This window comes from Pseudomonas sp. NPDC087598 (assembly GCF_044743525.1).
Lineage (GTDB): Bacteria > Pseudomonadota > Gammaproteobacteria > Pseudomonadales > Pseudomonadaceae > Aquipseudomonas.
Genome location: NZ_JBIUWQ010000001.1, coordinates 152,147 through 176,453, shown reverse-complemented (window position 1 = coordinate 176,453; position 24,307 = coordinate 152,147). Strand labels below are relative to the sequence as shown.

The 24,307-nt window shown below is 60.3% G+C and carries 18 protein-coding genes; 10 read left to right on the top strand and 8 right to left on the bottom strand.

Going from position 1 to position 24,307, the window contains the following annotated elements; translation table 11 throughout:
- Nucleotides 1-137: 137 nt before the first annotated feature.
- From ACIOWE_RS00750 to proP, 6 genes are all read left to right on the top strand, one after another.
- Entirely contained in the window at nucleotides 138-452 is a 315-nt protein-coding gene (locus ACIOWE_RS00750) for a hypothetical protein (RefSeq protein ID WP_401386468.1), read from the top strand.
- On the top strand, nucleotides 452-1,111 hold the full coding sequence (locus ACIOWE_RS00745; RefSeq protein WP_401386059.1) for a DUF3313 domain-containing protein: 660 nt from the start codon (nucleotides 452-454) through the stop codon (nucleotides 1,109-1,111). The genes ACIOWE_RS00750 and ACIOWE_RS00745 overlap by 1 nt, the downstream gene beginning before the upstream one ends.
- 61 nt (nucleotides 1,112-1,172) lie before the next feature.
- Nucleotides 1,173-1,733, top strand: a complete 561-nt coding sequence (locus ACIOWE_RS00740; protein ID WP_401386057.1) for a hypothetical protein — start codon at nucleotides 1,173-1,175, stop codon at nucleotides 1,731-1,733.
- A gap of 931 nt (nucleotides 1,734-2,664) precedes the next feature.
- The gene (locus tag ACIOWE_RS00735) at nucleotides 2,665-3,024 is read left to right on the top strand and encodes a DUF6124 family protein (RefSeq protein ID WP_401386054.1); all 360 of its coding nucleotides are present in this window, start codon (nucleotides 2,665-2,667) and stop codon (nucleotides 3,022-3,024) included.
- A 543-nt stretch (nucleotides 3,025-3,567) separates the two neighbouring features.
- Complete coding sequence (locus tag ACIOWE_RS00730; protein WP_201238118.1) at nucleotides 3,568-3,927, top strand: DUF6124 family protein; 360 nt, start codon at nucleotides 3,568-3,570, stop codon at nucleotides 3,925-3,927.
- A gap of 362 nt (nucleotides 3,928-4,289) precedes the next feature.
- On the top strand, nucleotides 4,290-5,795 hold the full coding sequence (gene proP, locus ACIOWE_RS00725; RefSeq protein ID WP_401386050.1) for a glycine betaine/L-proline transporter ProP: 1,506 nt from the start codon (nucleotides 4,290-4,292) through the stop codon (nucleotides 5,793-5,795).
- 137 nt (nucleotides 5,796-5,932) lie between these two features.
- Here the strand turns inward: proP and ACIOWE_RS00720 are convergent, their stop codons facing one another.
- Nucleotides 5,933-6,529 carry a nucleotidyltransferase domain-containing protein gene (locus tag ACIOWE_RS00720; protein ID WP_401386047.1) on the bottom strand — a complete coding sequence of 199 codons (597 nt, stop codon included), beginning with the start codon at nucleotides 6,527-6,529 and terminating at the stop codon, nucleotides 5,933-5,935.
- A gap of 117 nt (nucleotides 6,530-6,646) precedes the next feature.
- Here ACIOWE_RS00720 and ACIOWE_RS00715 point away from each other — a divergent pair, with 117 nt between their 5' ends.
- Nucleotides 6,647-7,240, top strand: coding sequence for a hypothetical protein (locus tag ACIOWE_RS00715; RefSeq protein ID WP_401386044.1), 594 nt, complete (start codon nucleotides 6,647-6,649; stop codon nucleotides 7,238-7,240).
- Nucleotides 7,241-7,365: 125 nt separating this feature from the next.
- Here ACIOWE_RS00715 and ACIOWE_RS00710 read toward each other — a convergent pair whose 3' ends face one another.
- Nucleotides 7,366-7,974, bottom strand: a complete 609-nt coding sequence (locus ACIOWE_RS00710) for a TetR/AcrR family transcriptional regulator (RefSeq protein ID WP_401386041.1) — start codon at nucleotides 7,972-7,974, stop codon at nucleotides 7,366-7,368.
- A gap of 157 nt (nucleotides 7,975-8,131) precedes the next feature.
- On the opposite strand from ACIOWE_RS00710, the gene ACIOWE_RS00705 reads away from it, so the two are divergent.
- The 3 genes from ACIOWE_RS00705 to ACIOWE_RS00695 all read left to right on the top strand — a co-directional run bounded on the left by ACIOWE_RS00705 (nucleotide 8,132) and on the right by ACIOWE_RS00695 (nucleotide 12,986).
- Nucleotides 8,132-9,514: an aspartate aminotransferase family protein gene (locus ACIOWE_RS00705; protein ID WP_401386038.1), complete on the top strand. Its 1,383-nt coding sequence runs from the start codon at nucleotides 8,132-8,134 to the stop codon at nucleotides 9,512-9,514.
- A gap of 290 nt (nucleotides 9,515-9,804) precedes the next feature.
- Nucleotides 9,805-11,508 (top strand): amidase, encoded by a 1,704-nt coding sequence (locus tag ACIOWE_RS00700; protein ID WP_401386035.1) that lies wholly within the window; start codon nucleotides 9,805-9,807, stop codon nucleotides 11,506-11,508.
- 182 nt (nucleotides 11,509-11,690) lie between these two features.
- Nucleotides 11,691-12,986 carry an OprD family porin gene (locus ACIOWE_RS00695; RefSeq protein ID WP_401386465.1) on the top strand — a complete coding sequence of 432 codons (1,296 nt, stop codon included), beginning with the start codon at nucleotides 11,691-11,693 and terminating at the stop codon, nucleotides 12,984-12,986.
- A gap of 13 nt (nucleotides 12,987-12,999) precedes the next feature.
- On the opposite strand, the gene ACIOWE_RS00690 is transcribed toward ACIOWE_RS00695, so the two are convergent.
- The 6 genes from ACIOWE_RS00690 to ACIOWE_RS00665 all read right to left on the bottom strand — a co-directional run bounded on the left by ACIOWE_RS00690 (nucleotide 13,000) and on the right by ACIOWE_RS00665 (nucleotide 24,181).
- On the bottom strand, nucleotides 13,000-13,473 hold the full coding sequence (locus ACIOWE_RS00690; RefSeq protein WP_401386032.1) for a hypothetical protein: 474 nt from the start codon (nucleotides 13,471-13,473) through the stop codon (nucleotides 13,000-13,002).
- A 109-nt stretch (nucleotides 13,474-13,582) separates the two neighbouring features.
- Complete coding sequence (locus ACIOWE_RS00685) at nucleotides 13,583-13,957, bottom strand: hypothetical protein (protein WP_401386029.1); 375 nt, start codon at nucleotides 13,955-13,957, stop codon at nucleotides 13,583-13,585.
- A 175-nt stretch (nucleotides 13,958-14,132) separates the two neighbouring features.
- Nucleotides 14,133-15,986, bottom strand: coding sequence for a polyurethanase (locus ACIOWE_RS00680; protein WP_401386026.1), 1,854 nt, complete (start codon nucleotides 15,984-15,986; stop codon nucleotides 14,133-14,135).
- Between the two features lie 196 nt (nucleotides 15,987-16,182).
- Nucleotides 16,183-17,871: a polyurethanase gene (locus tag ACIOWE_RS00675; RefSeq protein ID WP_401386023.1), complete on the bottom strand. Its 1,689-nt coding sequence runs from the start codon at nucleotides 17,869-17,871 to the stop codon at nucleotides 16,183-16,185.
- A 64-nt stretch (nucleotides 17,872-17,935) separates the two neighbouring features.
- Nucleotides 17,936-21,013: an autotransporter domain-containing protein gene (locus ACIOWE_RS00670; protein WP_401386020.1), complete on the bottom strand. Its 3,078-nt coding sequence runs from the start codon at nucleotides 21,011-21,013 to the stop codon at nucleotides 17,936-17,938.
- 216 nt (nucleotides 21,014-21,229) lie between these two features.
- The gene (locus tag ACIOWE_RS00665; RefSeq protein ID WP_401386017.1) at nucleotides 21,230-24,181 is read right to left on the bottom strand and encodes an autotransporter domain-containing protein; all 2,952 of its coding nucleotides are present in this window, start codon (nucleotides 24,179-24,181) and stop codon (nucleotides 21,230-21,232) included.
- Nucleotides 24,182-24,307: the final 126 nt, after the last annotated feature.

The following is a 24,307-nucleotide window of genomic DNA, read 5'->3' as shown; positions in this document are numbered from 1 at the left end:
GCTATCTAAAGCCATTTTGCCGTCCGGGTCATTTATTTCAATCGAGCAACATTCCTGCATGACCGACATTAAGCGGACATCCTCCGGCAAAAACCCTCGGGCACTCTGCACCCATTCCAATACAGGGGGGTTGCATGATGAACGTATTGAACAACAGCCATTGCACCGAGGGACGCCACAGCAATCGTCCGTTGATCCTTAGCCAGCGTACCGCCGCGCTCGGCCCCGACACGCCGATTGTGTTCCAGGAATCATGCCTGGGCGTGTCCAGCGATCAGAGCCGTATCGTCCTGCGTCGTTACTTCGAGCAATTCAGTCCGACCAATGCGCACTGGGTGGAGTACGTCCACAGCATCGCCGCCGCCGACCTCATCGAATGGATCATGCGCCACGGCCAGTTGCACATCGAATGCTCGGACCACTCCACGCCCAAGCAACAGGATGCCCGTTGATGAGAAGCCACTGCCTGATGTCGTTGTTGTGCACCGCGTCCCTTAGTCTGTCCGGGTGCAGCAGCAATAACACTGAACAGACGGGGTTTCTGCATGATTACAGCGTTCTGAAGGAGCACAAATCGCCGTCGGGTCACGACGTACTGAGTTGGGTCAGCCCGGCATTGGCCAGGGGCCGCTACACCAAAGCCTATCTGGCGCCGAGCCAGTTTTACCCCAGCACAGCACCGACCGAACGCATTCCTCTGAGCACGCTTTCCGGTGTCACCGAGTACTACGATGCCGCCCTGAGAAACGAACTGGGCAAAGTCCTGCAACTGGTATCCATGCCCGGCCCGGATACGCTGATCGTCAGGCCCGCCATTACGCGGGTCGCCGCCAGCACTCAGGGCTTACGCTTTTATGAATGGTTGCCGGTCACGTTAGTGGCTGCCGGGGTCAGTACCGCTGCCGGGATCCGCGATCAGGACAGTGAAATCGCCACCGAAGTATCGTTCGAGGACGGTTCGACCGGCGAAGTGGTTGCAGAGGTGGTGCGCAAAGGCATCGGCGTGCCGCTGGAAAACGACAAACAGGTGCTGACGGCTGATGACGTCAAAGTTGTGCTGGATGGCTGGGCCACTGATCTGGGGCAGTCGTATGTAGCGATCCGTCGATAGTCCGGCTGTTTTCTGGTCTAACGTGAAATGCAGGCATCTGCACCACGGGACATGGCCAGTGATGAGCAACTTCCCCATCGTAGCGACAATTCTCTCGATGATTCTGGGGCTGTCGGTCACTCGGCTGCTGCTCGGCGCATTGACGGTGTTCCGCATCCGCCGGGCAGCGGCGCCGGATTGGGTGGCGCTGGTCTGGGCCGTAACGCTGTTCGCCACGCAGCTGGATTTCTGGTGGGCGGTCAATTCGCTGCCGCAGATCAAGTCGACATTTTCCTTCGCGGAGTTCTTGTTGCTGGTGCTGTTGGCGCTGTCGCTGTTCGTCTCTTCGGCGCTGTTGCTGCCGAGTCGAAGCGAAGATGAACAGAACGGCTTGCGAGTGTATTTCGAACAGGACGGCCGCTACGCCCTGCTCTCGTTGTCGACGTATCTGTTTCTCGGGCTGATCGTTAACGTGTTCCTGTTTCAAGCCTCGCCGATTGCGCTATGGGGTGTGCTGGACTTGTTGATGATCATTCTTCCGCTGTGTGCCTTCGCGGCGAAATCACGCAAGGCTTACACAGCGATCACCCTGATTTATCTGCCGATCAATGCGTTGGACATCGTTGTTTCGTTGACGAATTAGGCGTTTTTTTCAAAAGCCAGATCAAAAGATCGCAGCCTTCGGCAGCTCCTACATAGATCGGTGTAGGAGCTGCCGAAGGCTGCGATCTTTTGATCTAAACAGACACGTTTAAATGACACCTTCAGACACGGGTTCAAGGCTACGCATCCTTGCGTAATTGCCTACAGCTACGCCAGAATCCGCCGGCTTGTGCGCCTTGGGGGTGGGTTCTATTGTGGTGCGGTCGCTGACATATCAGCGATCGGGTCTCGCAGCCCGCTGATTTCTAGACGCACAACATCCGTCCTCGTTTTATGGCGGCTGTACGTGGGAGACCCTTGGGTCTGCCGGTTCTAGAGTCCCGGTCTGCGACTCGCGTATAGCTGCCGCCTCCCTTTCGTTCTGTGTCGGACACAAGCCTCAGCCAAACAAACCTGTGGGAGCGGGCTTGCCCGCGATGGCTGACTCACTGGCAATACATCTCTTCCGGCAGACAAAACCCGCCATCCCGTTCAATCGGGATGGCGGGTTTTGTCGTTTTCGACAGGCAAGATCAAAAGATCGCAGCCTTCGGCAGCGCCTACATAGACCGGTGTAGCTGCCGAAGGCTGCGATCTTTTGATCTAAACAGACGCGTTTAAAAGACACCTTCTGACACGGGTTCAAGGCTACACAACCTTGCGTAATTGCCTACAGCTACGCCAGAATCCGCCGGCTTGTGCGCCTTGGTGGCGGGTTCTATTGTGGTGCGGTCGCTGAGATTCAGTGATCGGGTTTAGCAGCTCGGCAATTCTCAAGGCACGCGAGTTCCGCCACTACGTTATGGCGGCTTTGCGTGGGGCACTTCGGTGCGCCGGGATCCTTGAGCCTGGTCTGCTAACCCGCGTACAGCCGCCACCTCTTCGTTTAGCAGCGATGGTCGACGGCTCCGTTTTTCTCAAGGAGTTTCACCATGATCAAACCAACACCGAACCCGCCCGAAACCGACCTCACCTCGCCCTACGAATCTCTCGAGTCGAAGAAGCTCAACGAAGCCGCCGACCGCGCCCTCGATCATTACCTCTGCCCGCCCGGGTCCACGCCACCTCCTCGTAAAATCCGCAGGATGTATGCGGTTACCGCAGACTTCAAAAACGAGGAGATGCTGGTCGATGCGTGCGAAACACTCGCTTCGGCAAGAACCATCACCAATGACTTCGCCAACCTCCTACCCGCGTCGCAACGCCGAACGCTGCAGGGCATTTCGCAACTGATCATGCTCGGGGAACTGGCGGTGAATCGGGTGCTGAATAATCTGGAGTTGCCGGACTGAGGCCGGGACTGTGAACACTTGCTCAGTTATTCAGTAACCATCTGGCCCCTTCGCGAGCAAGCAACGCAATTCCTTCAGGCAGAAGAAACCCGCCATCCTGCTCAATCGGAATGGCGGGTTTTGTCGTTTTCACCAGGCACGATCAAAAGATCGCAGCCTTCGGCAGCGCCTACATAGACCGGTGTAGGAGCTGCGGAGGGCTGCGATCTTTTGATCTAAACAGACACGTTTAAAAGACACCTTCAGACACGGGTTCAAGGCTACACAACCTTGCGTAATTGCCTACAGCTACGCCAGAATCCGCCGGCTTGTGCGCCTTGGGGGCGGGTTCTATTGTGGTGCGGTCGCTGAGATTTCAGTGATCGGGTTTAGCAGCTCGGGTTATCTTCTAGACGCACAAGGTCCGTTGTCGTTATGGCGGCTTTGCGTGGGGCACTTCGGTGCGCCGGGTTCTAGAGTCCTGGTCTGCTAACCCGCGTACAGCCGCCACCTCCTTCGTTAGCAGCGAACGGTGGCAGCTTCATTACTCTAGAGGCTTTTGCCATGATCAAACCAACACCTAATCCGCCCGAAACCGACCCAACCTCGCCCTACGAATCCCTCGAATCGAAGAAGCTCAACGAAGCCGCCGACCGCGCCCTCGATCACTACCTCTGCCCACCCGGCTCAACGCCACCCCCACGTAGAATCCGCAGAATGTACGCCGTCACCGCCGACTTCAAAAACGAGGAGATGCTGGTCGATGCCTGCGAAACACTCGCTTCAGCAAGAACCATCACCAATGACTTCGCCAACCTCCTACCCGCCTCGCAGCGCCGAACGCTGCAGGGCATTTCGCAATTGATCATGCTCGGGGAACTGGCGGTGAATCGGGTGCTGAATAATCTGGAGTTGCCGGACTGAGGCCGGGACTGTGAACACTTGCTCAGTTATTCAGTAACCATCTGGCCCCTTCGCGAGCAGGCTCACTCCCACAGTTGATCGCGTCCCAATGTGGGAGCGAGCCTGCTCGCGAAGACTGGCGAGTAAGCAACGCAATTCCATCAGGCAGAAGAAACCCGCGATCCCTTTCAATCGGGATCGCGGGTTTTGTCGTTTTCGCCAGGCAAGATCAACAGATCGCAGCCTTCGGCAGCTCCTACACGGGGAAAAAAAGCAGTTAGCGGTGAATTATTTCGTGTCCGCATGTATCTGACCCAAAGAGCACGCGCCATCAAATAGATGGCATCGAAGCGGCAAATGGATCAGCAACAGAGAAAACCCGGATGAAATCACGTAAAAACAGCGTCAAACCGATCGGCCTGAAAGACATCACCATCGTCGACGACGTCAAGATGCGCAAAGCCATCACGGCTGCGGCCCTCGGCAATGCCATGGAATGGTTCGACTTTGGTGTGTACGGCTTCGTCGCCTATGCGCTCGGCAAAATCTTCTTCCCCGGCGCAGACCCTGGCGTGCAAATGATCGCTGCACTGGCGACCTTCTCGGTGCCCTTCCTGATTCGGCCATTGGGTGGCCTGTTCTTTGGTGCATTGGGCGACAAGTACGGACGACAGAAAGTTCTCGCGGCGACCATCGTGATCATGTCGCTGAGCACCTTTGCCATCGGCCTGATTCCGTCGTATGACTCGATCGGCATTTGGGCGCCAATCCTGTTGTTGCTGGCGAAAATGGCCCAGGGTTTCTCGGTCGGTGGCGAGTACACCGGCGCCTCGATCTTCGTTGCCGAGTACGCGCCGGACCGTAAGCGTGGTTTCCTCGGCAGTTGGCTCGACTTCGGCTCGATTGCCGGTTTCGTATTGGGCGCCGGCGTGGTGGTGCTGATTTCCACCATCATCGGTGAAGAGAAGTTTCTCGAATGGGGCTGGCGTCTGCCGTTCTTCCTCGCCCTGCCCCTCGGCATGATCGGCCTGTATCTGCGTCACGCCCTCGAAGAAACCCCGGCATTCCAGCAGCACGTGGAAAAACTTGAACAGGGCGACCGCGAAGGTCTGGCCGGCGGCCCGAAAGTCTCGTTCAAGGAAGTCGCGACCAAACACTGGCGCAGCCTGATGACTTGCGTCGGCGTGGTGGCGGTGACCAACGTCACCTATTACATGCTGCTCACCTACATGCCGAGCTACCTCTCGCACAACCTGCACTACAGCGAAAACCGTGGTGTGCTGATCATCATCGCGATAATGGTCGGCATGTTGTTCGTGCAGCCGGCGATTGGTTTTATCAGCGACAAGATCGGCCGCAAACCTTTCATCGTCGTCGGCAGTATTGGCCTGTTCATTCTGGCGATTCCGGCGTTCATGTTGATCAACAGCGGCAAGATCGGCCTGATCTTCTCCGGGTTGCTGATGCTCGCGGTGTTGCTGAACTTCTTCATCGGCGTGATGGCTTCGACGCTGCCGGCGATGTTCCCCACCCACATTCGTTACAGCGCACTGGCGGCGTCCTTCAACATTTCGGTGCTGATCGCCGGTCTGACCCCGACCGTGGTGGCGTGGCTGGTGGAAAGCACCAACGACCTGTACATGCCGGCGTATTACCTGATGGTGATTGCCGTGGTCGGGCTGATCACTGGCGTGACCATGAAAGAAACCGCGAACAAACCATTGCGTGGCGCGGCGCCGGCGGCTTCCGACCTGGAGGAAGCTAAGGAACTGCTGCAAGAGCATCACGACAACATTGAGCAGAAGATCGAAGACATCGACGCTGAAATTGCTGAGCTGGAAGCCAAACGCAAAAACCTGGTTCAGCAGCATCCGCGAATCAACGAGTAAACATTTCATCACCTTGTGGCGAGGGAGCTTGTCGAATCGTCGCACCGTCCCGCTGGAGTGCGCAGCGGTCCTGCTTTTTGGGGGCCGCTACGCGTCCAGCGGGAGCAAGCTCCCTCGCCACAATGTCATTCGGCGTTTTAAAGCCTGTTTGTCCATTCATGGTCCGGGTGCAGTAGCGCCAGGTGTCGAGCCAACCATTGCCGATCTTCGAAAGGCAGATTCGGCAATGCCTGGTTGAAGTCGATTTGATCCTTGGGCCGGGTATGTTTGGCCTTGAACAGCAGTATGGCCGCAGGTTTCAGATACGGAATACCTGTGGCGCTCAGGGCGACCATTGCCGCACGCGGGTAAACCAGCGACGTGTCTCTTTTGTAGACCCAGATGTCCGACGTGCCGAACTCCAGCATCACGTCCACCCGCCAGGCATTGGCGGCGGCGTCGAAACCCCAGACCTGAAATATCTCCTCGCCGGGCATCCGCTCTACCGGCAGCAACGCAAACGTGCCGTCTCTGACGGTGTAGAACTGCAAGGGCGCCAGCGCTTGCCTGAACAGCAGGAAATCATCACGCAGGACGGTGAACTCCAGATCACCGTGATCGCGAGTCTGTCTGCCCAGCCACAGATCCAGCGCCCATCCGCCCACCACGCTCCAGGGGCGTGAGACCTGTCTCAGGCGTTGCGCCAACTCCTCCGGCGTCCACGGTTGCCATGCTTGCTGATCCGGTACCGTCATGTGCCCTGCTCCTTGTTAAGCGCATCCGGCCGCCATGGTGCCATGAGTTTCATCGCGCACCTGCCCCGGGATTTTTATCAGCTAGCCTTGATTGCTGATCGTCATCAAGGAGCTGTCATGTTCAAGTTCATCAAAACCACCGTGATCGGTGGACTGCTGTTTATTCTGCCGTTGGTGCTGATCTTCATCCTGATCGAGAAAGCCATTCATCTGCTGCGCGGGCCGATGCAAAAGCTGCTGCCGATGTTCGAGGGTCATGATGTGGCGGGCGTGACAGTGGTGACGTTGGCCACGTTGGCTGGCTTGATCGTCCTGTGTTTTCTGGCAGGACTTCTGGCCAAAACTTCGGCGGCAGCCCGGGCGATTGAGGCGACTGAAGACAAAGTGCTGAGCAATCTGCCGGGTTATCAGTTGCTCAAGGACACCACGGCGCGGTTTGCCGGCATGGAGCACGCCGAGGAGACGAAGGTCGGCATGATCGCCGAGGAGCAAGGCTGGCGCCTGTGTCTGGTGGTAGAGAGTGTCGGCGACTGGATGACGGTTTACATGCCTGATGGCGGGACTGCCGGCGGCACGGCTGGGGAAGTTCGCTTGCTGCGCGCCTGCGAAGTGATCATGACCGACCTGTCATGGCTGAGCCTGGCGGCAGGATTGCGTCGGGGCGGACGTGGTTTGCTCGAGCAGATGCAACCGTGGTTGCCGAAAACCTGATTTCTGAATGTTGAAGGCCCCTGTGGCGAGGGAGCTTGCTCCCGCTGGGTCGCGAAGCGGCCCCTGTTTTTAAAAGAAGGCCTGCTGCGCAGTCCAGCGGGAGCAAGCTCCCTCGCCACAGTTGATCACCCCAGGCTCAGAATGCCGTGGCAGATCAGCCCGAGCACGCTGCGCATATGCCCGGCATGCGCTTCTCGATCTGGCGCCACTTCCGTCGCCAGACGGATGAACGCCATGTTCGCGTACTGGTTGAACAGCGTAGCCACCACGTCGATATCGATCGATTCACGCACTTTGCCCTGGTGCTGAAAATGCACCAGCAACGCTTTGGTCTCTTCGATCACCGCCGCGTTCCACGGACTCAACGCCTGCGCCAGCTCACCGGTGAGTAGAAACGGCGCCAGTTCACGCCACAACGAGGCGGGCATGGCTTGCAGTTGGTAATCGGTCATCAGGCCTTCGAACTCGCACAGCGCCTCCAGTGGATCGCTGTCATCGTCGAGGTTTGCCCGCGCGTCGCGCATGGCCTGCTCGTCCGGTTGCTTGAGCAGTGCCAGCAAAATCTCCTGTTTGCCGCCGAAGTAGTTGGTCACCGTTGGCGCGGAAACCGCGGCGGCATTGGCGATCTGTTCAAGCGTGGTCGCGCCGAAGCCGTTGCTGATAAACAGCTCCAGTGCTGCCTGCGCAATGACTTCCCTGCGCTGTTCCTTTTGCCGTTCTCTGAGTCCGCTCATGTCATGCCTGCTGTGCCTTGCCAATGCCGCTCAGCGTACGGATATCTTTTTCCATCGACAAATATTTTCTTTACAAAAATATTTTTAAGTGACAAATATTAGCCGTGCACCGCTGGAATGAACGCACTCACTTGCCCAATTCTTTTGGAGATCAGTCATGTCCGCCGAACTCGATCCGACCCGCAGCACCCGTGATTTTCAAGCCGCCGATGCCGCTCACCACATTCACGCGTTTGTCGATCAGAAGGCGCTCAACGAAGAAGGCCCACGGGTGATGGTCAGCGGTGATCGCCTGGCGTTGTGGGACAACGACGGCAATCGCTATCTCGACGGCATGTCCGGCCTGTGGTGCACCAACCTCGGCTACGGGCGCAAGGATCTGGCCGCCGCCGCGACCGCGCAACTGGAGCAACTGCCCTACTACAACATGTTCTTCCACACCACTCACCCGGCCGTGATCGAACTGTCCGAGCTGCTGTTCAGCCTGCTGCCGAAGCACTACAGCCACGCGATCTATACCAACTCCGGCTCTGAGGCCAACGAAGTGCTGATCCGCACCGTGCGCAAGTTCTGGCAGGTAATGGGCAAGCCCGAGAAGAAAATCATGATAGGCCGCTGGAACGGCTACCACGGCTCGACCCTCGCGGCGACGGCGCTGGGCGGCATGAAGTTCATGCATGAGATGGGCGGCACCATTCCCGATGTGGCGCACATTGATGAACCGTACTGGTTTGCCCACGAAGGTGATCTCAGCCCTGAAGAATTTGGTCTGAAAGCCGCTCGCCAACTCGAAGAAAAGATCCTCGAACTGGGTGCCGACAAGGTCGCAGCCTTCGTCGCCGAACCGTTCCAGGGCGCTGGCGGGATGATCATTCCGCCCGCCACTTACTGGCCGGAAATCCAGCGCATCTGCCGTAAGTACGATGTGCTGCTGTGTGCAGACGAAGTGATCGGCGGGTTTGGTCGCACCGGTGAATGGTTCGCCCACCAGACGTTCGGTTTCGAGCCCGACACGCTGTCGATCGCCAAAGGCCTGACCTCCGGTTACATCCCCATGGGGGGATTGATCCTGTCGCGGCGCATGGCCGAGGCGCTGGTGGAAAAGGGTGGCGTGTTTGCTCACGGTCTGACTTATTCCGGGCACCCGGTCGCAGCGGCGGTGGCGATTGCCAACCTCAAGGCCTTGCGTGATGAAGGTGTGGTCACTCAGGTGAAAACCGACACTGGGCCTTATCTGCAGAACTGCCTGCGCGAAGTGTTCGGCAACCATCCGCTGGTGGGTGAGATTCAGGGTGTCGGGCTGGTGGCGGCGTTGCAGTTCGCTGAAGACAAGGCGACTCGCAAGCGTTTCGCCGACGAGAACGACATCGCCTGGCGCTGCCGCACGATCGGTTTTGAGGAGGGTTTGATCATTCGTTCGACGTTGGGGCGGATGATCATGGCTCCTGCCCTGATTGCCAACCGCACAGAGCTTGATGAGCTGATCGACAAGACGCGGATTGCGGTGGATCGCACAGCCCGGGAGTTTGGTGTCCTGTGATCGACTGAGCATCACCCGTCCTTGTGGGAGCTGGCTTGCCAGCGAAGAGGCCAGCACAATCGATATTGAATTGACTGACCCACCGCCATCGCTGGCAAGCCAGCTCCCACAGGGGATTGCGTTTCACCCACAAAAATTTGGCGGGGTATCGATCCACCGATTACTCCGCGCCCGGCATGGTGTTAAATAGGCGCCAGTCTTAACCTTGTCGCTTAAAGCCGTGCCACGAGAACCGCTATGAACACCCATTCCAAAAAGAACGCCGCCCCACTGCAAACGGCGGTGACCGCATGATCGAAGTCACCGAAGTTTCCATTGCCCAACTGCGCGCCGCACTTGAATCCGGCCAGACCACCTCGGTGGAACTGGTGCAGGCCTATCTCGCTCGCATCGATGCCTACGACGGCGCCGACACGCCGACCGCACTGAACGCGGTGGTCGTGCGCAATCCGCAAGCCCTGAGCGAAGCACAAGCCTCTGACGCACGCCGCGCCAAAGGCGAAATCCTCAGCCCGCTTGACGGCATCCCTTACACCGCCAAGGACAGTTATCTGGTCAAAGGTCTGACCGCAGCGTCCGGCAGCCCGGCCTTCGCCGATCTTGTCGCCTACCGCGATGCGTTCACCATCGAGCGCCTGCGTGCGGCCGGGGCGATCTGCCTGGGTAAAACCAACATGCCGCCGATGGCCAATGGCGGGATGCAACGCGGGGTGTATGGCCGCGCTGAAAGCCCGTACAACGCCAACTACCTTACCGCGCCGTTCGCTTCCGGCTCGTCGAATGGCGCCGGCACCGCCACCGCCGCCAGTTTCGCCGCGTTCGGTCTGGCAGAAGAAACCTGGTCGAGTGGTCGCGGACCTGCGTCGAACAATGGCCTGTGCGCCTACACCCCTTCGCGTGGGGTGATCTCGGTGCGCGGCAACTGGCCGCTGACGCCGACCATGGACGTGGTCGTGCCTTACGCACGCACCATGGCCGACCTGCTTGAGGTCCTCGACATTGTCGTCGCCGAAGACCCGGACACCCGTGGCGACCTCTGGCGCCTGCAACCGTGGGTGCCGATCCCCAGCGTCAGCTCCGTGCGCCCCGCCGCTTACGCCGAACTCGCGGCCGACCGCAGTGCACTGGCCGGCAAGCGTTTCGCCGTGCCGCGCATGTTCATCAACGCCGACCCTGAAGCGGGCACCAGCGAAGCGCCGGGCATCGGTGGCCCGACCGGTCAGCGCATCAACACTCGCGCTTCGGTGATCGATTTGTGGAAACAGGCGCGCGAGGCCCTCGAAGCGGCTGGCGCTGAGGTCATCGAGACTGACTTCCCGCTGGTGTCCAATTGCGAAGGCGATCGCCCCGGCGCGCCGACTGTGTTCACCCGAGGGCTGGTATCGAAAGAGTTCCTTCACCATGAACTGTGGGATCTGACCGCCTGGGCGTTCGACGACTTCCTGCAAGCCAACGGCGATCCGAAGCTCAATCGTCTGGTCGATGTCGACGGGCCGAAAATCTTCCCGCACGACCCGGGCACTCTGCCGAACCGTGAAGGCGACCTCGCCGCCGGCATGGACGAATACGTGCGCATGGCCGAGCGCGGCATCACGCCGTGGAACGAAATTTCCACGGTGCCAGATGGCCTGCGCGGCCTGGAGCAGACCCGGCGCATCGATCTGGAAGACTGGATGGACAAGCTCGGCCTCGACGCCGTGCTGTTCCCGACGGTCGCCGACGTCGGCCCGGCGGACGCAGACGTAAACCCGCAGTCAGCCGATATCGCCTGGAGCAACGGCATCTGGGTCGCCAACGGCAACCTCGCCATCCGTCACCTCGGCGTGCCGACCGTCACCGTGCCCATGGGCGTGATGGCCGACATCGGCATGCCGGTCGGCCTGACCTTCGCCGGTCGCGCCTACGACGACTCGAGCCTGCTGCGCCTGGCCGCAGCGTTCGAATCGACGGGCAGCAAACGCCAGATCCCGCCACGCACCCCGCCGCTGCCGTAACGGCGATCTCAATGTAGGAGCTGCGGCACGCTGCGATCTTTTGATCCAGATCTTTAAAATCAAAAGATCGCAGCGTGCCGCAGCTCCTACACGGATTGGTGTTCGGCACAGCACATAACCTCAATCCCTTCGCACAGAATCCACTGATCATCAGCGTCAACTCATTATGTTGGCCACCGACGATGACCGAATCCGCGACTGCGCGTTTCACCCTGTTATTGCTGCTCTGCGGGCTGACCGAAACGGCTGTCGCCGACGGTTTTTTCGACGATGCCAAGTCGCAGGTTCTGAATCGCAACTTCTACCTGAGCAACGATTACCGCTCACCCTCGTCCACCGGAAAAAACTACAAACAGGAATGGGCGCAAGGGTTGATCGGCACTTTCTCATCTGGATTCACCCCGGGAACTGTCGGGTTTGGTATCGATGCTCACGCCTTCGCCGGCCTGAAACTCGATGGTGGCAAAGGTCACTCCGGCACCGGCCTGTTGCCGGTCGACAGCGATGGCCGCAGCGCCAACAACTATTCCAGTGCCGGTGGTGCCTTGAAACTGAAGGCCTCGCGCAGCACGTTGGCGTTTGGCGAAATGACCGTGGAAACCCCGGTGTTCGACACCAGCGACAAACGCCTGCAACCGGAGTACGCCACGGGACTTCTGCTCACCAGTCGGGAAATCGACAACCTCACGCTCCAGGCCGGGCATTTCACGGCGTTCAAGAATCAGGACAGTGCTTCCGGCAAGGGTGATTTCTACGGTTACGGCGCCAACACCGAGGCGCAAGCCATCAGTTTCCTCGGTGCCGACCTGTTCGGCGACAGTCCGTTGGGCGGTGCTGTCTATGCCTCCGAGCTGACGGACACCTGGCATCAGTACTACGGCAACCTGCACTTCAAGCAGTCGGGCGTGTTGCTCGATGCCAACCTCTATCACACCCGCGATACCGGCCGGGCGCTGGCCGGTGCGATCGACAACACCGCGTTCAGTCTGTCGGGCAAGTACGCCTTCGGCCCACATGCGGTAATGCTCGGCTGGCAGCGGATCGACGGTGACACGCCTTTCGATTTCGTCGGCGGCGACTCGATCTACCTCGCCAATTCGATCAAATACGCCGACTTCAACGGCGCCGGCGAACGTTCGTGGCAAGCGCGCTACGACCTCGACCTCGGCGCGTTCGGTATTCCCGGTCTGAACTTCATGACCCGCTACGTCAGCGGCGATCACATCGACGGCACCCACGCACCCAAGGGCGGCGCCTACAACCCGTTCGATGCCGACAGCGGCGAGTTCCAGCCGCAGCAAGGCAATGGCGGCAAGCATTGGGAGCGCGACATCGATTTGAAATACGTCGTCCAGTCGGGCGCAGCAAAGGATTTGTCGGTGCAGGTGTCGCATGTTTCGCACCGGGCGAACAGCGCTCAGGCGGGGGATGACATTGACCGGATCTACGTAGTGGTTCAGTACCCGCTGGGGTTCTGATTACAGCCGGCCTTCACTCCGGCATCGACTGGATGATCTCGGTCAGATCTGCTCTGGTCATTTCGTTGGCTTTGATCGCCGCCGCGATATCGCTTCTGGACAAGGGGAAGCGCTTGAAGACGTCTTTCAACGTATCGGCGTCGATGGTTTCCAGCCACAGCGGATCAATCAGGGAGCCGCGATATTTGGGCTCCATCGTGACGGTCTCGTGCTCGATCGGACCTTTGTGATTGAAGTACACCAGATAACGGGTAAACCCTTCCGGGTAGCTCTTATCTTCATAGAGCGTGGTGCCCATCGGCAGCACGTAGCTGTGCTCATCACCGTTACGCCCGCCGATGAGCATGGGCTCCTTGGTTCTGATCATTGGCATGCCACGCGTCACTGAAGCGTAAGTGACCACGTAGTAAAGCCAGGCCAATGCGCCTGCGTTCGCAGCTATCAGCAACGTTGCGCAAAGCACGATCAGTCGAGTGGTCTTTCTCAAGGGGGCACCGCCAGTCCATTGTCAGGGTGAGCGGATATTACAGGGCTGAAGGCTGTTGGAGATCAAAAGATCACAGCCTTCGGCAGTTGCTGGAGTGAATTCGAGTGGGTTACTGGTCCAGGGTCATGCCCGGGATGCTGTTGTCGCAGCTCAGGTATTGACCGCCACGCCGGGCCAGCTCGCCTTGCAGGCGCTGACAACGTTCCCGCTCCTGTTGCGCCATGCGGTCGATGCTCAGGTTGCCGGTGGCTTGCGGCTGTTTGCCGTCACCGAGGCGAATCGTCACGAACGGTTGTTCGGGCTGGATCTGAAAACGGCTTTTTTCTTCGACCGGTTCGATCACTGCGCTTTTGCTCGGGCTGGGCAATTGCTCAGTGGTGATTCCGTAGCGGCTCAGAATCGAGCTTTGAGGCAGATCGGCACTGGCATTGGCCGATAACAGCGCCAGCCCTGCAACCCCGATAAACCTCTTGAAACCTTTCACGTTTGAATCTCCTGTACTCATGGGCGGCTAGCTATAGAACGTGCGCACACGCGCAGGCTTTAGGCCGCATTTCCTGTTTTGCACAGAGTTTGAGTCAGGGAGTGGTTAATGAGTCACTTCGAATACCGATTTGTGGCGAGGGAGCTTGCTCCCTCGCCACACGTTAGCGGTTGCTTCAGGCGATAACGATGCCGTCAGCGTTCAGGCTGTTAAGTGCCACGCCGACCAATGTCACCGAATCGCCGCCGAACTTCAGCACGGTATCCTGCCCCACCGCCGTGGCATGGGCGCGGAAGTCGTCGCCGGGCAACACGCCCTGCACGCCGAGGAACACCAGTTTGTCGTTGGACGTGAAACCCACCACCCGATCCTGCCCGAACGCGCCGTTGAACAGGAACGTATCCGCCCCGCCCCCCGACTCCATCAGGTCATTACCGGCGCCGCCGACAAATACGTCATTGCCCGCGCCGCCGATCAAGTGATCATTGCCATCGAGCCCGAACAACCAGTCACCGCTGGCATGTGCCTTCAATGTATCGACGCCATTGCTGCCTTTGACGCTGGATTCGTAGGCGGTGACATTGTTGCCAACCTTCAAGCCGCTGGCCGTGACGCTGTGGGTCACATCGTCCTTGAACAGCCCCCAGAGGAAGCCCGGCTCCTTGGTGACAATCGCGCCGATGTCGCGGGTGATGCTGATCCCGCCGTTGGCATCGCGGATGTACAGATTGCCCGCGCCGTCATTGGCAAAGTCGAAGGTATTCACCGACTTCTGCAAGTCGAGGGTGTTGCTGCCCTGCCCGCCAAGAATGATGTTGTAACCGCCGCTGTCGCGGAACGTGTCGTTGCCGGCGCGGCCCTCAAGGTAGTCGTTGCCGCTGCCGCCCTGGATCAGGTCGTTGCCATCGCTGCCAATGATGAACGTGCTGCCCTTGTGGGTTTCGGCGTTGCGGTTGAGGTCCTGCACCCAGGTATTGGCGCGCGCAGGGTCCGACAGGTTGGCGACGATAATCGTCGAGTCCTTGCTGGTCAGGTCGTAGAACTTCGACTCGATCACCCGGTTCATGCCATCGCCATAGGCCGTGGGCAAATGCGAGATCCACGTCGGAATATTGAGGATCGAGTACGGCAGCAGATTCCACGCGGTCGATGCGTAGTGATCGTTGAAGCTGACGATATTGTCGGTGGCCGATTCCTTCGGCGCATCGTGCACGCCGATCGAGGCGCCGGTGAAGGTCGAGCCATCCAGGGCGCGGAACACCGGGTCGTTTTCGTAGCCGACGTTGAGCACCTTGTCGGTGCTGCTTTGGGTCGGTGAGGCGTAGGCGATGTAGTTGGAGTCCTTGAAGAACCCGCCCCACTTGCCGCCGCTCAAATCCGCCATGCTGTTGACCGCCAGCCCGCCGAGGCTGTGGCCGCTGACCAGCACGTCCTTGCCGGTGAGGCCATTGGCCTTGGCAAACGCGACCACGTCATTGAGCAGATTGCCGAACGCTTCGCCGACGTAGTTTTTCGCGTAATCCTTGGGACCGAACGCCGCGAGTAAATCGTTGATGACGTCGCCGATGGAATCGACGATCAGGTTCTCGCGCGGGCCGCTGGTGCCGCGAAAAGCAATGCCGATTTCCGTGAGGTGGCCCTGGGCGTCGTACTTGCCGAGAATCTCGACCTGAGCCGTGGTGTAACCGGCCTTCTCGCCAAAGAAGGTTCCGCGTGCGTCGGTCTTGCCGTCATAGCCCAGTTGCGAGGCGGTGATCGGCGTCCAACCGGCCTTTTTCACGGCGTCGAGCGCGAGTTTTTCTGAATCGGGGTTCCATGGAATGCCGGGAATGACGCCTTGGGAATCGGTCCCCCCCAGCAACGCCGTGACCAGCGTCGCGGGCAGGCCAATGCCGAAGCCATTGTGCTGATAACCGGCGGCAAAGCCGTTATCGAGGTTGTGGTAGGAATACAGCGTGATCGCCATGGCATCGCTGAACAGCGCCTTGGAATCGGCTGTAGTGAAGTTTTTGTAGTCATACACACCCATTGCTATTGCCTCTCTTTTGTTGGAATTGTCAGAGATAGCTCACAGCCAGGGCGCCCCACGGGGACGCCCCGGAGCATTTCAAAACTACTTGCTGCTTTAACTGTGGGAGCGAGCCTGCTCGCGAAAGCGGTGTGTCAGCTACAAAAATGTTGGCTGACATGCCCTCTTCGCGAGCAGGCTCGCTCCCACATTGGATCTATGCGAAGACGAAACTCGAGTCCGACAGGTTAGCCACGCCAACCCCGACCAGCGTCACGGCATACTCGCCAATCTTCAGCACGGTATCGCTGCCGGACTGCGACGCATGCTGCTTATAGTTGTAGCCCTGCCCCGCGCCTTCGACGCCCATGAACACCAGTTTGTCGCTGCCCTGATAGCCGTTGATGGCATCGAAACCGAACGCGCCGCTGAACAGGAAGGTGTTGTTGCCCCCCACCGCCGTCATCACGTCGTTGCCGGCGCCACCGACGAAGGTCACATGGCCCTTGTCGCTGATCAGCTTGTCGTCGCCGCCCAGGCCAAACAACCAGTCACCGTCGGCGCTGGCGTGCAACGCATTGCCGTAGCCATCGCCGCTCAGCGAATGGTTGTATTGCGTCAGCTCGCTGCCATTGGTCAAACCCTTGGCCGTGACGCCCCAGGTGATTTCCTTGCTGCCCCACCACGAACCCGACTCCTTGCTCACCAGCGCGCCGATGTCGCGGGTCAGGCTGATGCCGCCGTAGGCGTCGCGCACGTACAGCGTGCCGTCACCGTCGTTGGCGAAGCTGAAGTTCTGCAACGGTTTCTGCAATTCAAAGGTGTTGTGGCCCTGACCACCGAGCAGGATGTTGTAGCCGCCGTCATCGCGGAAACGGTCATCACCGCCCAGGCCTTCAAGGAAGTCGTTGCCCGCCCCGCCCTTGAGCCAGTCGCTGCTCTGCGTGCCGATGATGAAGGTGCTGCCCGTGTGCGGCTCGCCGCTGCGGCCCAAGTCCTCAACCCAGGTCTTGCCCCGGGACGCCTCTTCAAGGTTGGAGACGATGATCGTCGAGTCCTTGTGGGTGAGGCCGTAGAACTTCGAATCGATCACCCGATTCAAGCCGTCGGCATAGCCCAGCGAGCTGTGCGCCGACCAGTTCAGCGGGTTGACGATGCTGAACGGCACGAGGTTCTGCGCGGTCGACGCATAGTTGTCGTTGAAATTGACGATGTTGTCGGTGGTCGAGTCGTGCGGTTTGTCGTGTTTGCCCATCGAGGCGGTACTGAACGTGGTGCCGTCGAGCACGCGGAACACCGGATCGTTCTCGTAACCGATGTTCAGTACGTTGGTGCCGGTGCTGCTCTGGGTCGGCGAAGCAAAGGACACGTAGTTGGCGTCCTTGAAGAATCCGCCCCAGTTGCTCGCGCTCAACTCGGCCACGCTGTTGACCCCGAGACCGCCGAGGCTGTGGCCGCTGATCAACACGTCCTTGGCCGCGATGCCGTGAGCAATGGAAAACGCCGCGACAGCCTTGAGCAAATTGTCGAAGGCGTTTTTCGCATATTGGGTCGCGTAATCCGACGGCCCGATGGCCGCCAGCAAATTGTTCTTCATGTCACCGAAGGTGTCGCTGTAGCCCAGCCCACCGGTGCCACGAAAGGCAACGCCGATGCCGATCAACTTGCCAGCGGCGTCGTACTTGCCGAGCACTTCGGCTTCAGCACTGGTAAAACCGTCCTTCTCGCCGAAGAACGTGCCCTGCGCACCGACCTTGCCCTGATAGCCCAGCGCCGTCGCACTGACCGGCTTCCACGCGGTGCCCGGCAACGCTTGCCCAGTCGGCGTGTAGGCATACAGCGTGAGGGCGATGGCATCGCTGTACAACGCTTTGCCATCGGCATTTTTGTAATCAAACAGTCCCATGTTGTGCTCTCTCCTCCTTCAAATCAGTGCCGGCAGTCCCCTCCGGAACTGCCAGCACACGCCTTTAGAACTGCCAGTCGAGAGTCAGACCTACACCGTGGTCCTTCTCGTTGTTACCGATCAGTCCGTTGTAATCCAGGTTGACCCGGACATCGCGATTGAGCGCCAGCCCGGCACGTACGCCGACCACGGCAGCATCGCGATCCATCGACACACTCTGCACAGTGAACGCGCTGTTGCCATTGGCGAACGCCAGGTGGCTGTCAGCATCGACGCTGCTCAGGTTGTGCTGCCAGCCGAGGCTTGCGCCCAGTTCCAGCTGATGTTTTTCCGACAGCGCGAAGCTGCGCTTGGCGCGCACGCCAAGGGTCGACAGCACCACATCACGATTGTCTTCACCGCCCTTGAGCGCCGCCGCATCACCCTTTTCGGTGAAGCTTTCGGTGTTCAAATGCACGTACGACAAATTGGCGAACGGTTCCAGGTTCATTGGTTGCAAGCGCAGATCGTAAGCCGCTTCGGTGAACACTTGGGTCGTCGCGGCATCGTGCTTGGTCTTTTGTTTACTGCCGATGTCCCCAATCTGCAGGTCACGCTTCACATCCACGCGGTGCCAGCTGTAAGCCGCACCGGCGGTCAGGCGCAGGGCATCAACTTGATGCCCCAGATACGCACCCAAGTGGTAGCTGTCGACGGACGCCGACGAATGCGTGCCGCTGCCCATGCTCACCGAGCTGTCGCTATAACCGGTAACGAAACCCAGACGCGTATCTTCAGCAATCAAGCCGTCAACACCGGCCAGCAAGCCACCGATGGAGCTGTTGGAGTCGGCATTGTCATGCCCGCCATCGCTCTTGCCCCAGGCGCCCAGCACCTTGACCCAGGCGTTGCTGCGATCATCCGTCGGCGCACCGGCATCGAACAGATCACGCTCGCGCAGACGCTCGCCCACCGCTTCACGCAGATAACGGCTCTCGTTGATCAGCATCGTGCCGATGGCCGGATGAATCTCGCCGGACAATTGCTGGAAGGCTTGCTGCGCCGACGCCGCGTTTGGCGACAGCAGCAGGGTTTCGAACAGCGCATTGCCTGCGCCCAGACGCTCGGCAGCAGCACCGACGGCGCGCTGGTTCGGCGTCAGGCCGACGCTGGCGAACGACGCTTCGTTGCGCCCCACCGCCAGTTGAATGCCGCTCGCCGAGTACGCCAGCGTACCGCCGAGGAACGCGTAATCCGGCAGCACCTGACCGAAGCGCCCTTCTATGCCGCCCGCCGCTTGCAGGATGTTGTACTGGGTGCCGAGCAGGCTTTTGACTTCGCCAGTGGTGAGCAGCGTCGGGCTGTTTTCCAGCGACATGGTGACGGTCGCGCCTTCAATGACTGCCTTACCGGTGGCGATGATCTGGTCGCTGCTGGTCGGCGACAGTTCTACCGCGTAGGTCGAGCCCGGCGCGAAAGTCACGTCACCGGCCACGTTCATCGTGCCGATCGAATTGCCCGGGGCCACGGTGCCGCCCTTGCTCACCGACAGCGCGCCGATATGGCCGTTGCCGCCGAGGATACCGCCGTCATTTACGGTGACCGCCGAGGCCAGCGAACCGTTGATTGCCAGCCGTCCCTGATTGACCAGGGTCGGGCCGCTGTAAGTGTTATTGCCGGTCAGCACCAGGGTGCCGAGACCTTGCTTGGTCAGGCCGCCGTGTCCGGAAATGTCGTTGCGCCAGGTGTCGAGGCCGCAGGTGATGTCGGTGCACACGCGTTCGGTCGGTTTGCCCTGATCGATGATCGCGCCGATGCCCGGCAGATCCGCGACAAACTGGCCGGAGCCGTAAGCGCCCTGAATACGAAACTCTTCAGGAATGTCCTGCTCGGTGACGAACATCGACGGGCCATTAATGCCCTTGCGCAGGTTGATCATGCCCCAGCCGTACAAGGCGTCGACACCCGGTGCGCCGAGGTCGGTAGCGGTTGTGCGCAAGACGCTGGCGACCTGATCGCCGCTCATGTACGGGAAGCGTTCCATCAGCACTGCCATGGAACCGGCCACATGCGGTGCGGCCATCGAGGTGCCGTTGTAATTCTTGTAGCCGGTGGTCAGGTTGTCGGCGTTGGTGCCTTCGATGATCGAGCTGTAGATTTTCGTCCCCGGCGCCGAGACGCAGAAGCTCGCGGTGTAACCGCAACGCGAGGAGAACGTGCTCATGATGTACGGATTGCCGCTGGCCAGATCCGGGTTCTGCTGCAACGCGGCGACGGTGATCCAGTTCGGCGCGATGTCCGGCACGAAATAGCCGAGGCCGGCGATGGCGTCCGGGTTGTTGAGGTTGTAGTCGTTGCCGGCGGCGAAAATGGTGACGATGCCGCTGCGCGCTGCAGCGATTGCACCGTCATAGGCACCGCCGGGTTTGGTGCCGAGCAGTGTGCGAATCTCGTTGAACTGCACCTGCGCGTCGTTGACGGTGAAGTGCGGGTACGCCGGGTTGCGGCCGCCGAGGTCGAAACGGTCAGTGATGCCGATGCCCCAGCTGTTGTTGATGATCCGCGCACCGCTGGCGATCAGCGCATCCCAACCGGCCTTGTACACCGCGCCGTCGTTACCGCGGACGATGCCATCTTCCGGGCCCGGGTCGCCGTTGTCGGCGCTGATGATTTGCGCGCCGAACGCCACACCGTGCATCGGCCCGCCGTCACGACTGCCCGCCGCGATACCGCCGACGTGGGTGCCGTGGGCGCCGAGTTTGCCGTCGGAGCCGACCGAGGGCGAGCCGTCATAACGGAACGCATCCCCAGCTTTGACCGGGATGTAGGGGTCGGTGTATTCGCGGATACCGCTGGTGACCAGGGTGATGACCTTGTTGCTGCCGGAAAACTCCGGGTGTGCGGCGTACACCGGTTGATCGAAGATCCCCAGTTTCACGCCTTTACCGGTGTAACCGGCGGCGTAAGCGTGATCAGCGCCAATCGCGCCCAAACCCCAGTCGGCCTTGAATTCGGCGCTGCGCCAACTCGACGGATCGCCAGTGCGACCGTTCTCCACGTAAGGCGCAGCGTGCGCCGTACCGATTGCACACAGCACGGCGAGCGTGAGCGTTTTCAGGGCAAAGCGGCCACCCGTTTGCGCGGGGGTTTTATTCTTATTCATCCAGCGACCTTCCTTAGTGATGTTGCGAAAAATCCGTATCTCTCAAAAGCTGAAAACACTTCCTGTGGCGAGGGAGCTTGCTCCCGCTCGGCTGCGCAGCAGTCGCAAGACCTGCACATGCGGTTCCACTGGAAAAATGTAGGGGGCCGCTTCGCGCCCCAGCGGGAGCAAGCTCCCTCGCCACAGATAAAGCACCTCCTACAAGGTGGTGATCGGTTAAAACTGCCAGTTCAGGCTCAGCCCGACGCCGTGGCTCTTCTCGCGGCTGGCCAGTTGTCCGTTGTAATCAAGGTTCACCCGCACGTCTTTGCTCAAGGCCAGGCTGGCCTGCACGCCGACCAGCGCGGCATCGCGCACCAGCGCTGAACTCTCAACGCTGTAAGGCGTGCCACCGCTGGCAAAGCGCAGGTGCTGCTCGGAGTCGATGTTGCTCAAGCTGTGCTGCCAGCCGAGGTGGCCGCTGACATCCAGTGATTGCCGAGTCGACAGGTTGAACGTCTTGAGCGCCCGCACACCGAGCGTGCTCAGCACGGCGTCACGCTGATCGCCCGAGCTTTTCAGCGCCGCCGCGTCGCCCTTCTCCGTGAGCCCTTCAGTGTCCAGATGCACATAGGCCAGATTGGCGAACGGCTCAAGCGCCACCGGTTGCAGGTGCAGTCGATAGGCCGCTTCGCCAAACACTTGGGTGGTGGCGGCATCGACCTTGGCTTTCTGTTTGGCGCTGACGTTGGCGTATTGCAGATCACGCTTCACATCGGCGCGATGCCAGCTGTACGCCGCGCCGGTGCTCACGCGCCAGGCACCGATTTCATGCCCGGCGTAAGCGCCTAGGTGGTAACTGTCGACCTTGGCGGACGAGTGCGTGCCCGAGCCCATGCTCAATGAACTGTCGCTGTAACCGGTGACCAGACCGATGCGTGTCTGCTCGTCGAGCGCGCCATCGACACCGGCCAGCAAGCCGCCAAGCGAAGTGCTGTAACCCGCCGTGTCATGGCTCGAATCGGTCGTGCCCCAGGCACCCAGTGCCTTGATCCAGCCGTTGTTTTGTGTCGCCGAAGCATCGTGCAGGCGCTCGCCCACGGCATCGCGCAACTGGCGGCTGTCGTTGATCAGCATCGAACCGAGGGCCGGGTAAATCTCGCCACTCAGTTGCTGTAAAGCTTGTTGCGCGGAAGCAGCATCTGCCGACAGCAGCACGCTTTCGTAGACTGAATTGCCGGCCCCCAGACCCTCAACGGCGGCGGCCACCGAGCGCTGATTCGGGGTCTGGCCGACGCTGGCAAACGTGCTCGCGTTGCGCTCGATGTCGAGTTGGATGCCGTTGGCGGTGTAGTCGAGATTGCCGCCGATGAACAGGTAGTTCGGCAGCACGGCGCCGAACTGGCCCTGAATGCCTCCGGCCGCTTGCAGGATGTTGTACTGACGCCCCAGCAGGCTTTGCGTCTCGGTGGTGCTGAGCAAGGTCGGGCTGTTTTCCAGCGACAGACTGACCGTGGCGCCGCTGACGGTTGCTGTACCACCGGCAACGATACGGTCGCTGCTGCTCGGTGACAGCTCAACGGCGTAGGTCGAGCCCGGCGCGAAGGTAACGTCGCCCGCCACGTTCAAGGTGCCGATCGAATTGCCCGGCGCGACGCGACCGCCACTGTTGGCCGTCAATGCCGCGATCCGCCCGGAACCACCCAGCGTGCCGCCGTCATTGACGGTGACCGCCGACGCCAGCGAACCATTGACGCTCAACAGGCCGCCATTGACCGTGGTCGGGCCACGGAAGCTGTTGTCGCCGGTAAGCAACAAGCGCCCGGCGCCGGATTTGATCAGACTGCCCTGATAAACCCGCGTTGCGGCTGCCGCATCACGCGCCGTGCCGATGGCGTAATCGGTCTGATCCTGCTGACTGGCGCCCGCCGCAACGCCGTTCTGCCAGCCCTTGTCTTGCAGGGTCTGCTGCCAGGCCGAGTGTTCGGCGAGGTCTTCGCTGTGGCGCTGAAGCAGCGCCTTGTCGGAGATGTCATTGCTCCAGACATCGCTCTGCCCGGCGGCCAGATTGGCGTCAAACGCACCGAGCAATTGTCCCGGCCCGCGCATCGCCCGATTCAGGTTGGCCACGCCCCAGCCAACACGTTCGGTGGGCGCCTCAGTGACTGAACCGTCGAGTTGCGTGGCGGTGGTCAGCAGGGTTTCGAGCGCCTGCTGATTGTTCATGTACGGGTAACGCTCCATCACCAGCGCCAGCGCGCCGGTCGCGTGCGGCGCCGACATCGAGGTGCCGGACTTGATCGCGTAGCCACCGTCGGGGATGGTGCTGTCGATCTTCGCCCCCGGCGTGGTAATGCACCAGTATTTGGCGAGGCCGCACTGATTGTACTTCTGCTGGTTGCTCTGATCGAGGCCGGACACCGCCAGCCAGTGACCTTCAAGATCCGGCTGAAAGTACGGCAGCGCCGAGCGCACGCTGGCATTCGGATAACCACTGTTGCCGGCGCTGAACACGTTGATCACGCCGCGCCGCGACACGTCCGCCGCCGCATCAAGCCAGGTGCCTTTGTTCCAGTGTTGGGCGTAGGCCGCGTGCAGATCGGCCATTGTGCGATAGCTGACATCCGGCGGCTGACTGCCCCAGCTGTTGTTGATGGCGCGCACGCCGGCATCGGCCAGCGCGTCGTACGCCGCTTTGAAATAGCGCGGATCGGGGTTGGGGCCGAACAGGAAACTGTCGTTCTTGTTGGTGTTGCCGACGTAGATCTGCGCGTTGTACGCGACACCATGCATGCCCGTGCCATCGCGGGACGCGCCCATGGTGCCGACGACGTGGGTGCCGTGGGAATCGTTGTTGGAATTGAGGGTGCCATCGACGTTGAACGGCGAACCATCGACATAACTTCCGCTGGTCAACACCGGGTGATAACGGTCAGTGGCGAACTCGGGGTGGGCGGCGTAAAAACCGGAATCGAGGGCGCCGATCTTCACGCCTTTGCCGGTGATCCCGGCGGCGTAGGCCTGGTCGGCCTGCATGCGTTGCAGACCCCAGTCACGCAGGAACTCGGCGCTGCGCCAACTGGCGGGATCACCGGGTTTGCCGGTTTCCAGGTACTGCGCCTGGGCCTGCGCCACAGAAACTGCGAGCAACAGCGTGCCGACCGAAATCGGCTTGATGCGTACGTCCATGTTCACCACTCACTTTCTTATTGTTGTGCAGGAGCTGCCGTTAGCTGAAATCCGAAAAGACAGATCAAGAGATCGCAGCCTTCGGCAGCTCCTGCAGGAGTTATTTGCTGCCGGAAATGTCACTGT

Coding starts and splice junctions, on each gene's coding strand:
- ACIOWE_RS00750 (WP_401386468.1), top strand. CDS start 138: ATGAACGTATTGAACAACAGCCATTGCACCGAGGGACGCCACAGCAAT.
- ACIOWE_RS00745 (WP_401386059.1), top strand. CDS start 452: ATGAGAAGCCACTGCCTGATGTCGTTGTTGTGCACCGCGTCCCTTAGT.
- ACIOWE_RS00740 (WP_401386057.1), top strand. CDS start 1,173: ATGAGCAACTTCCCCATCGTAGCGACAATTCTCTCGATGATTCTGGGG.
- ACIOWE_RS00735 (WP_401386054.1), top strand. CDS start 2,665: ATGATCAAACCAACACCGAACCCGCCCGAAACCGACCTCACCTCGCCC.
- ACIOWE_RS00730 (WP_201238118.1), top strand. CDS start 3,568: ATGATCAAACCAACACCTAATCCGCCCGAAACCGACCCAACCTCGCCC.
- proP (WP_401386050.1), top strand. CDS start 4,290: ATGAAATCACGTAAAAACAGCGTCAAACCGATCGGCCTGAAAGACATC.
- ACIOWE_RS00720 (WP_401386047.1), bottom strand. CDS start 6,529: ATGACGGTACCGGATCAGCAAGCATGGCAACCGTGGACGCCGGAGGAG.
- ACIOWE_RS00715 (WP_401386044.1), top strand. CDS start 6,647: ATGTTCAAGTTCATCAAAACCACCGTGATCGGTGGACTGCTGTTTATT.
- ACIOWE_RS00710 (WP_401386041.1), bottom strand. CDS start 7,974: ATGAGCGGACTCAGAGAACGGCAAAAGGAACAGCGCAGGGAAGTCATT.
- ACIOWE_RS00705 (WP_401386038.1), top strand. CDS start 8,132: ATGTCCGCCGAACTCGATCCGACCCGCAGCACCCGTGATTTTCAAGCC.
- ACIOWE_RS00700 (WP_401386035.1), top strand. CDS start 9,805: ATGATCGAAGTCACCGAAGTTTCCATTGCCCAACTGCGCGCCGCACTT.
- ACIOWE_RS00695 (WP_401386465.1), top strand. CDS start 11,691: ATGACCGAATCCGCGACTGCGCGTTTCACCCTGTTATTGCTGCTCTGC.
- ACIOWE_RS00680 (WP_401386026.1), bottom strand. CDS start 15,986: ATGGGTGTGTATGACTACAAAAACTTCACTACAGCCGATTCCAAGGCG.
- ACIOWE_RS00675 (WP_401386023.1), bottom strand. CDS start 17,871: ATGGGACTGTTTGATTACAAAAATGCCGATGGCAAAGCGTTGTACAGC.
- ACIOWE_RS00670 (WP_401386020.1), bottom strand. CDS start 21,013: ATGAATAAGAATAAAACCCCCGCGCAAACGGGTGGCCGCTTTGCCCTG.
- ACIOWE_RS00665 (WP_401386017.1), bottom strand. CDS start 24,181: ATGGACGTACGCATCAAGCCGATTTCGGTCGGCACGCTGTTGCTCGCA.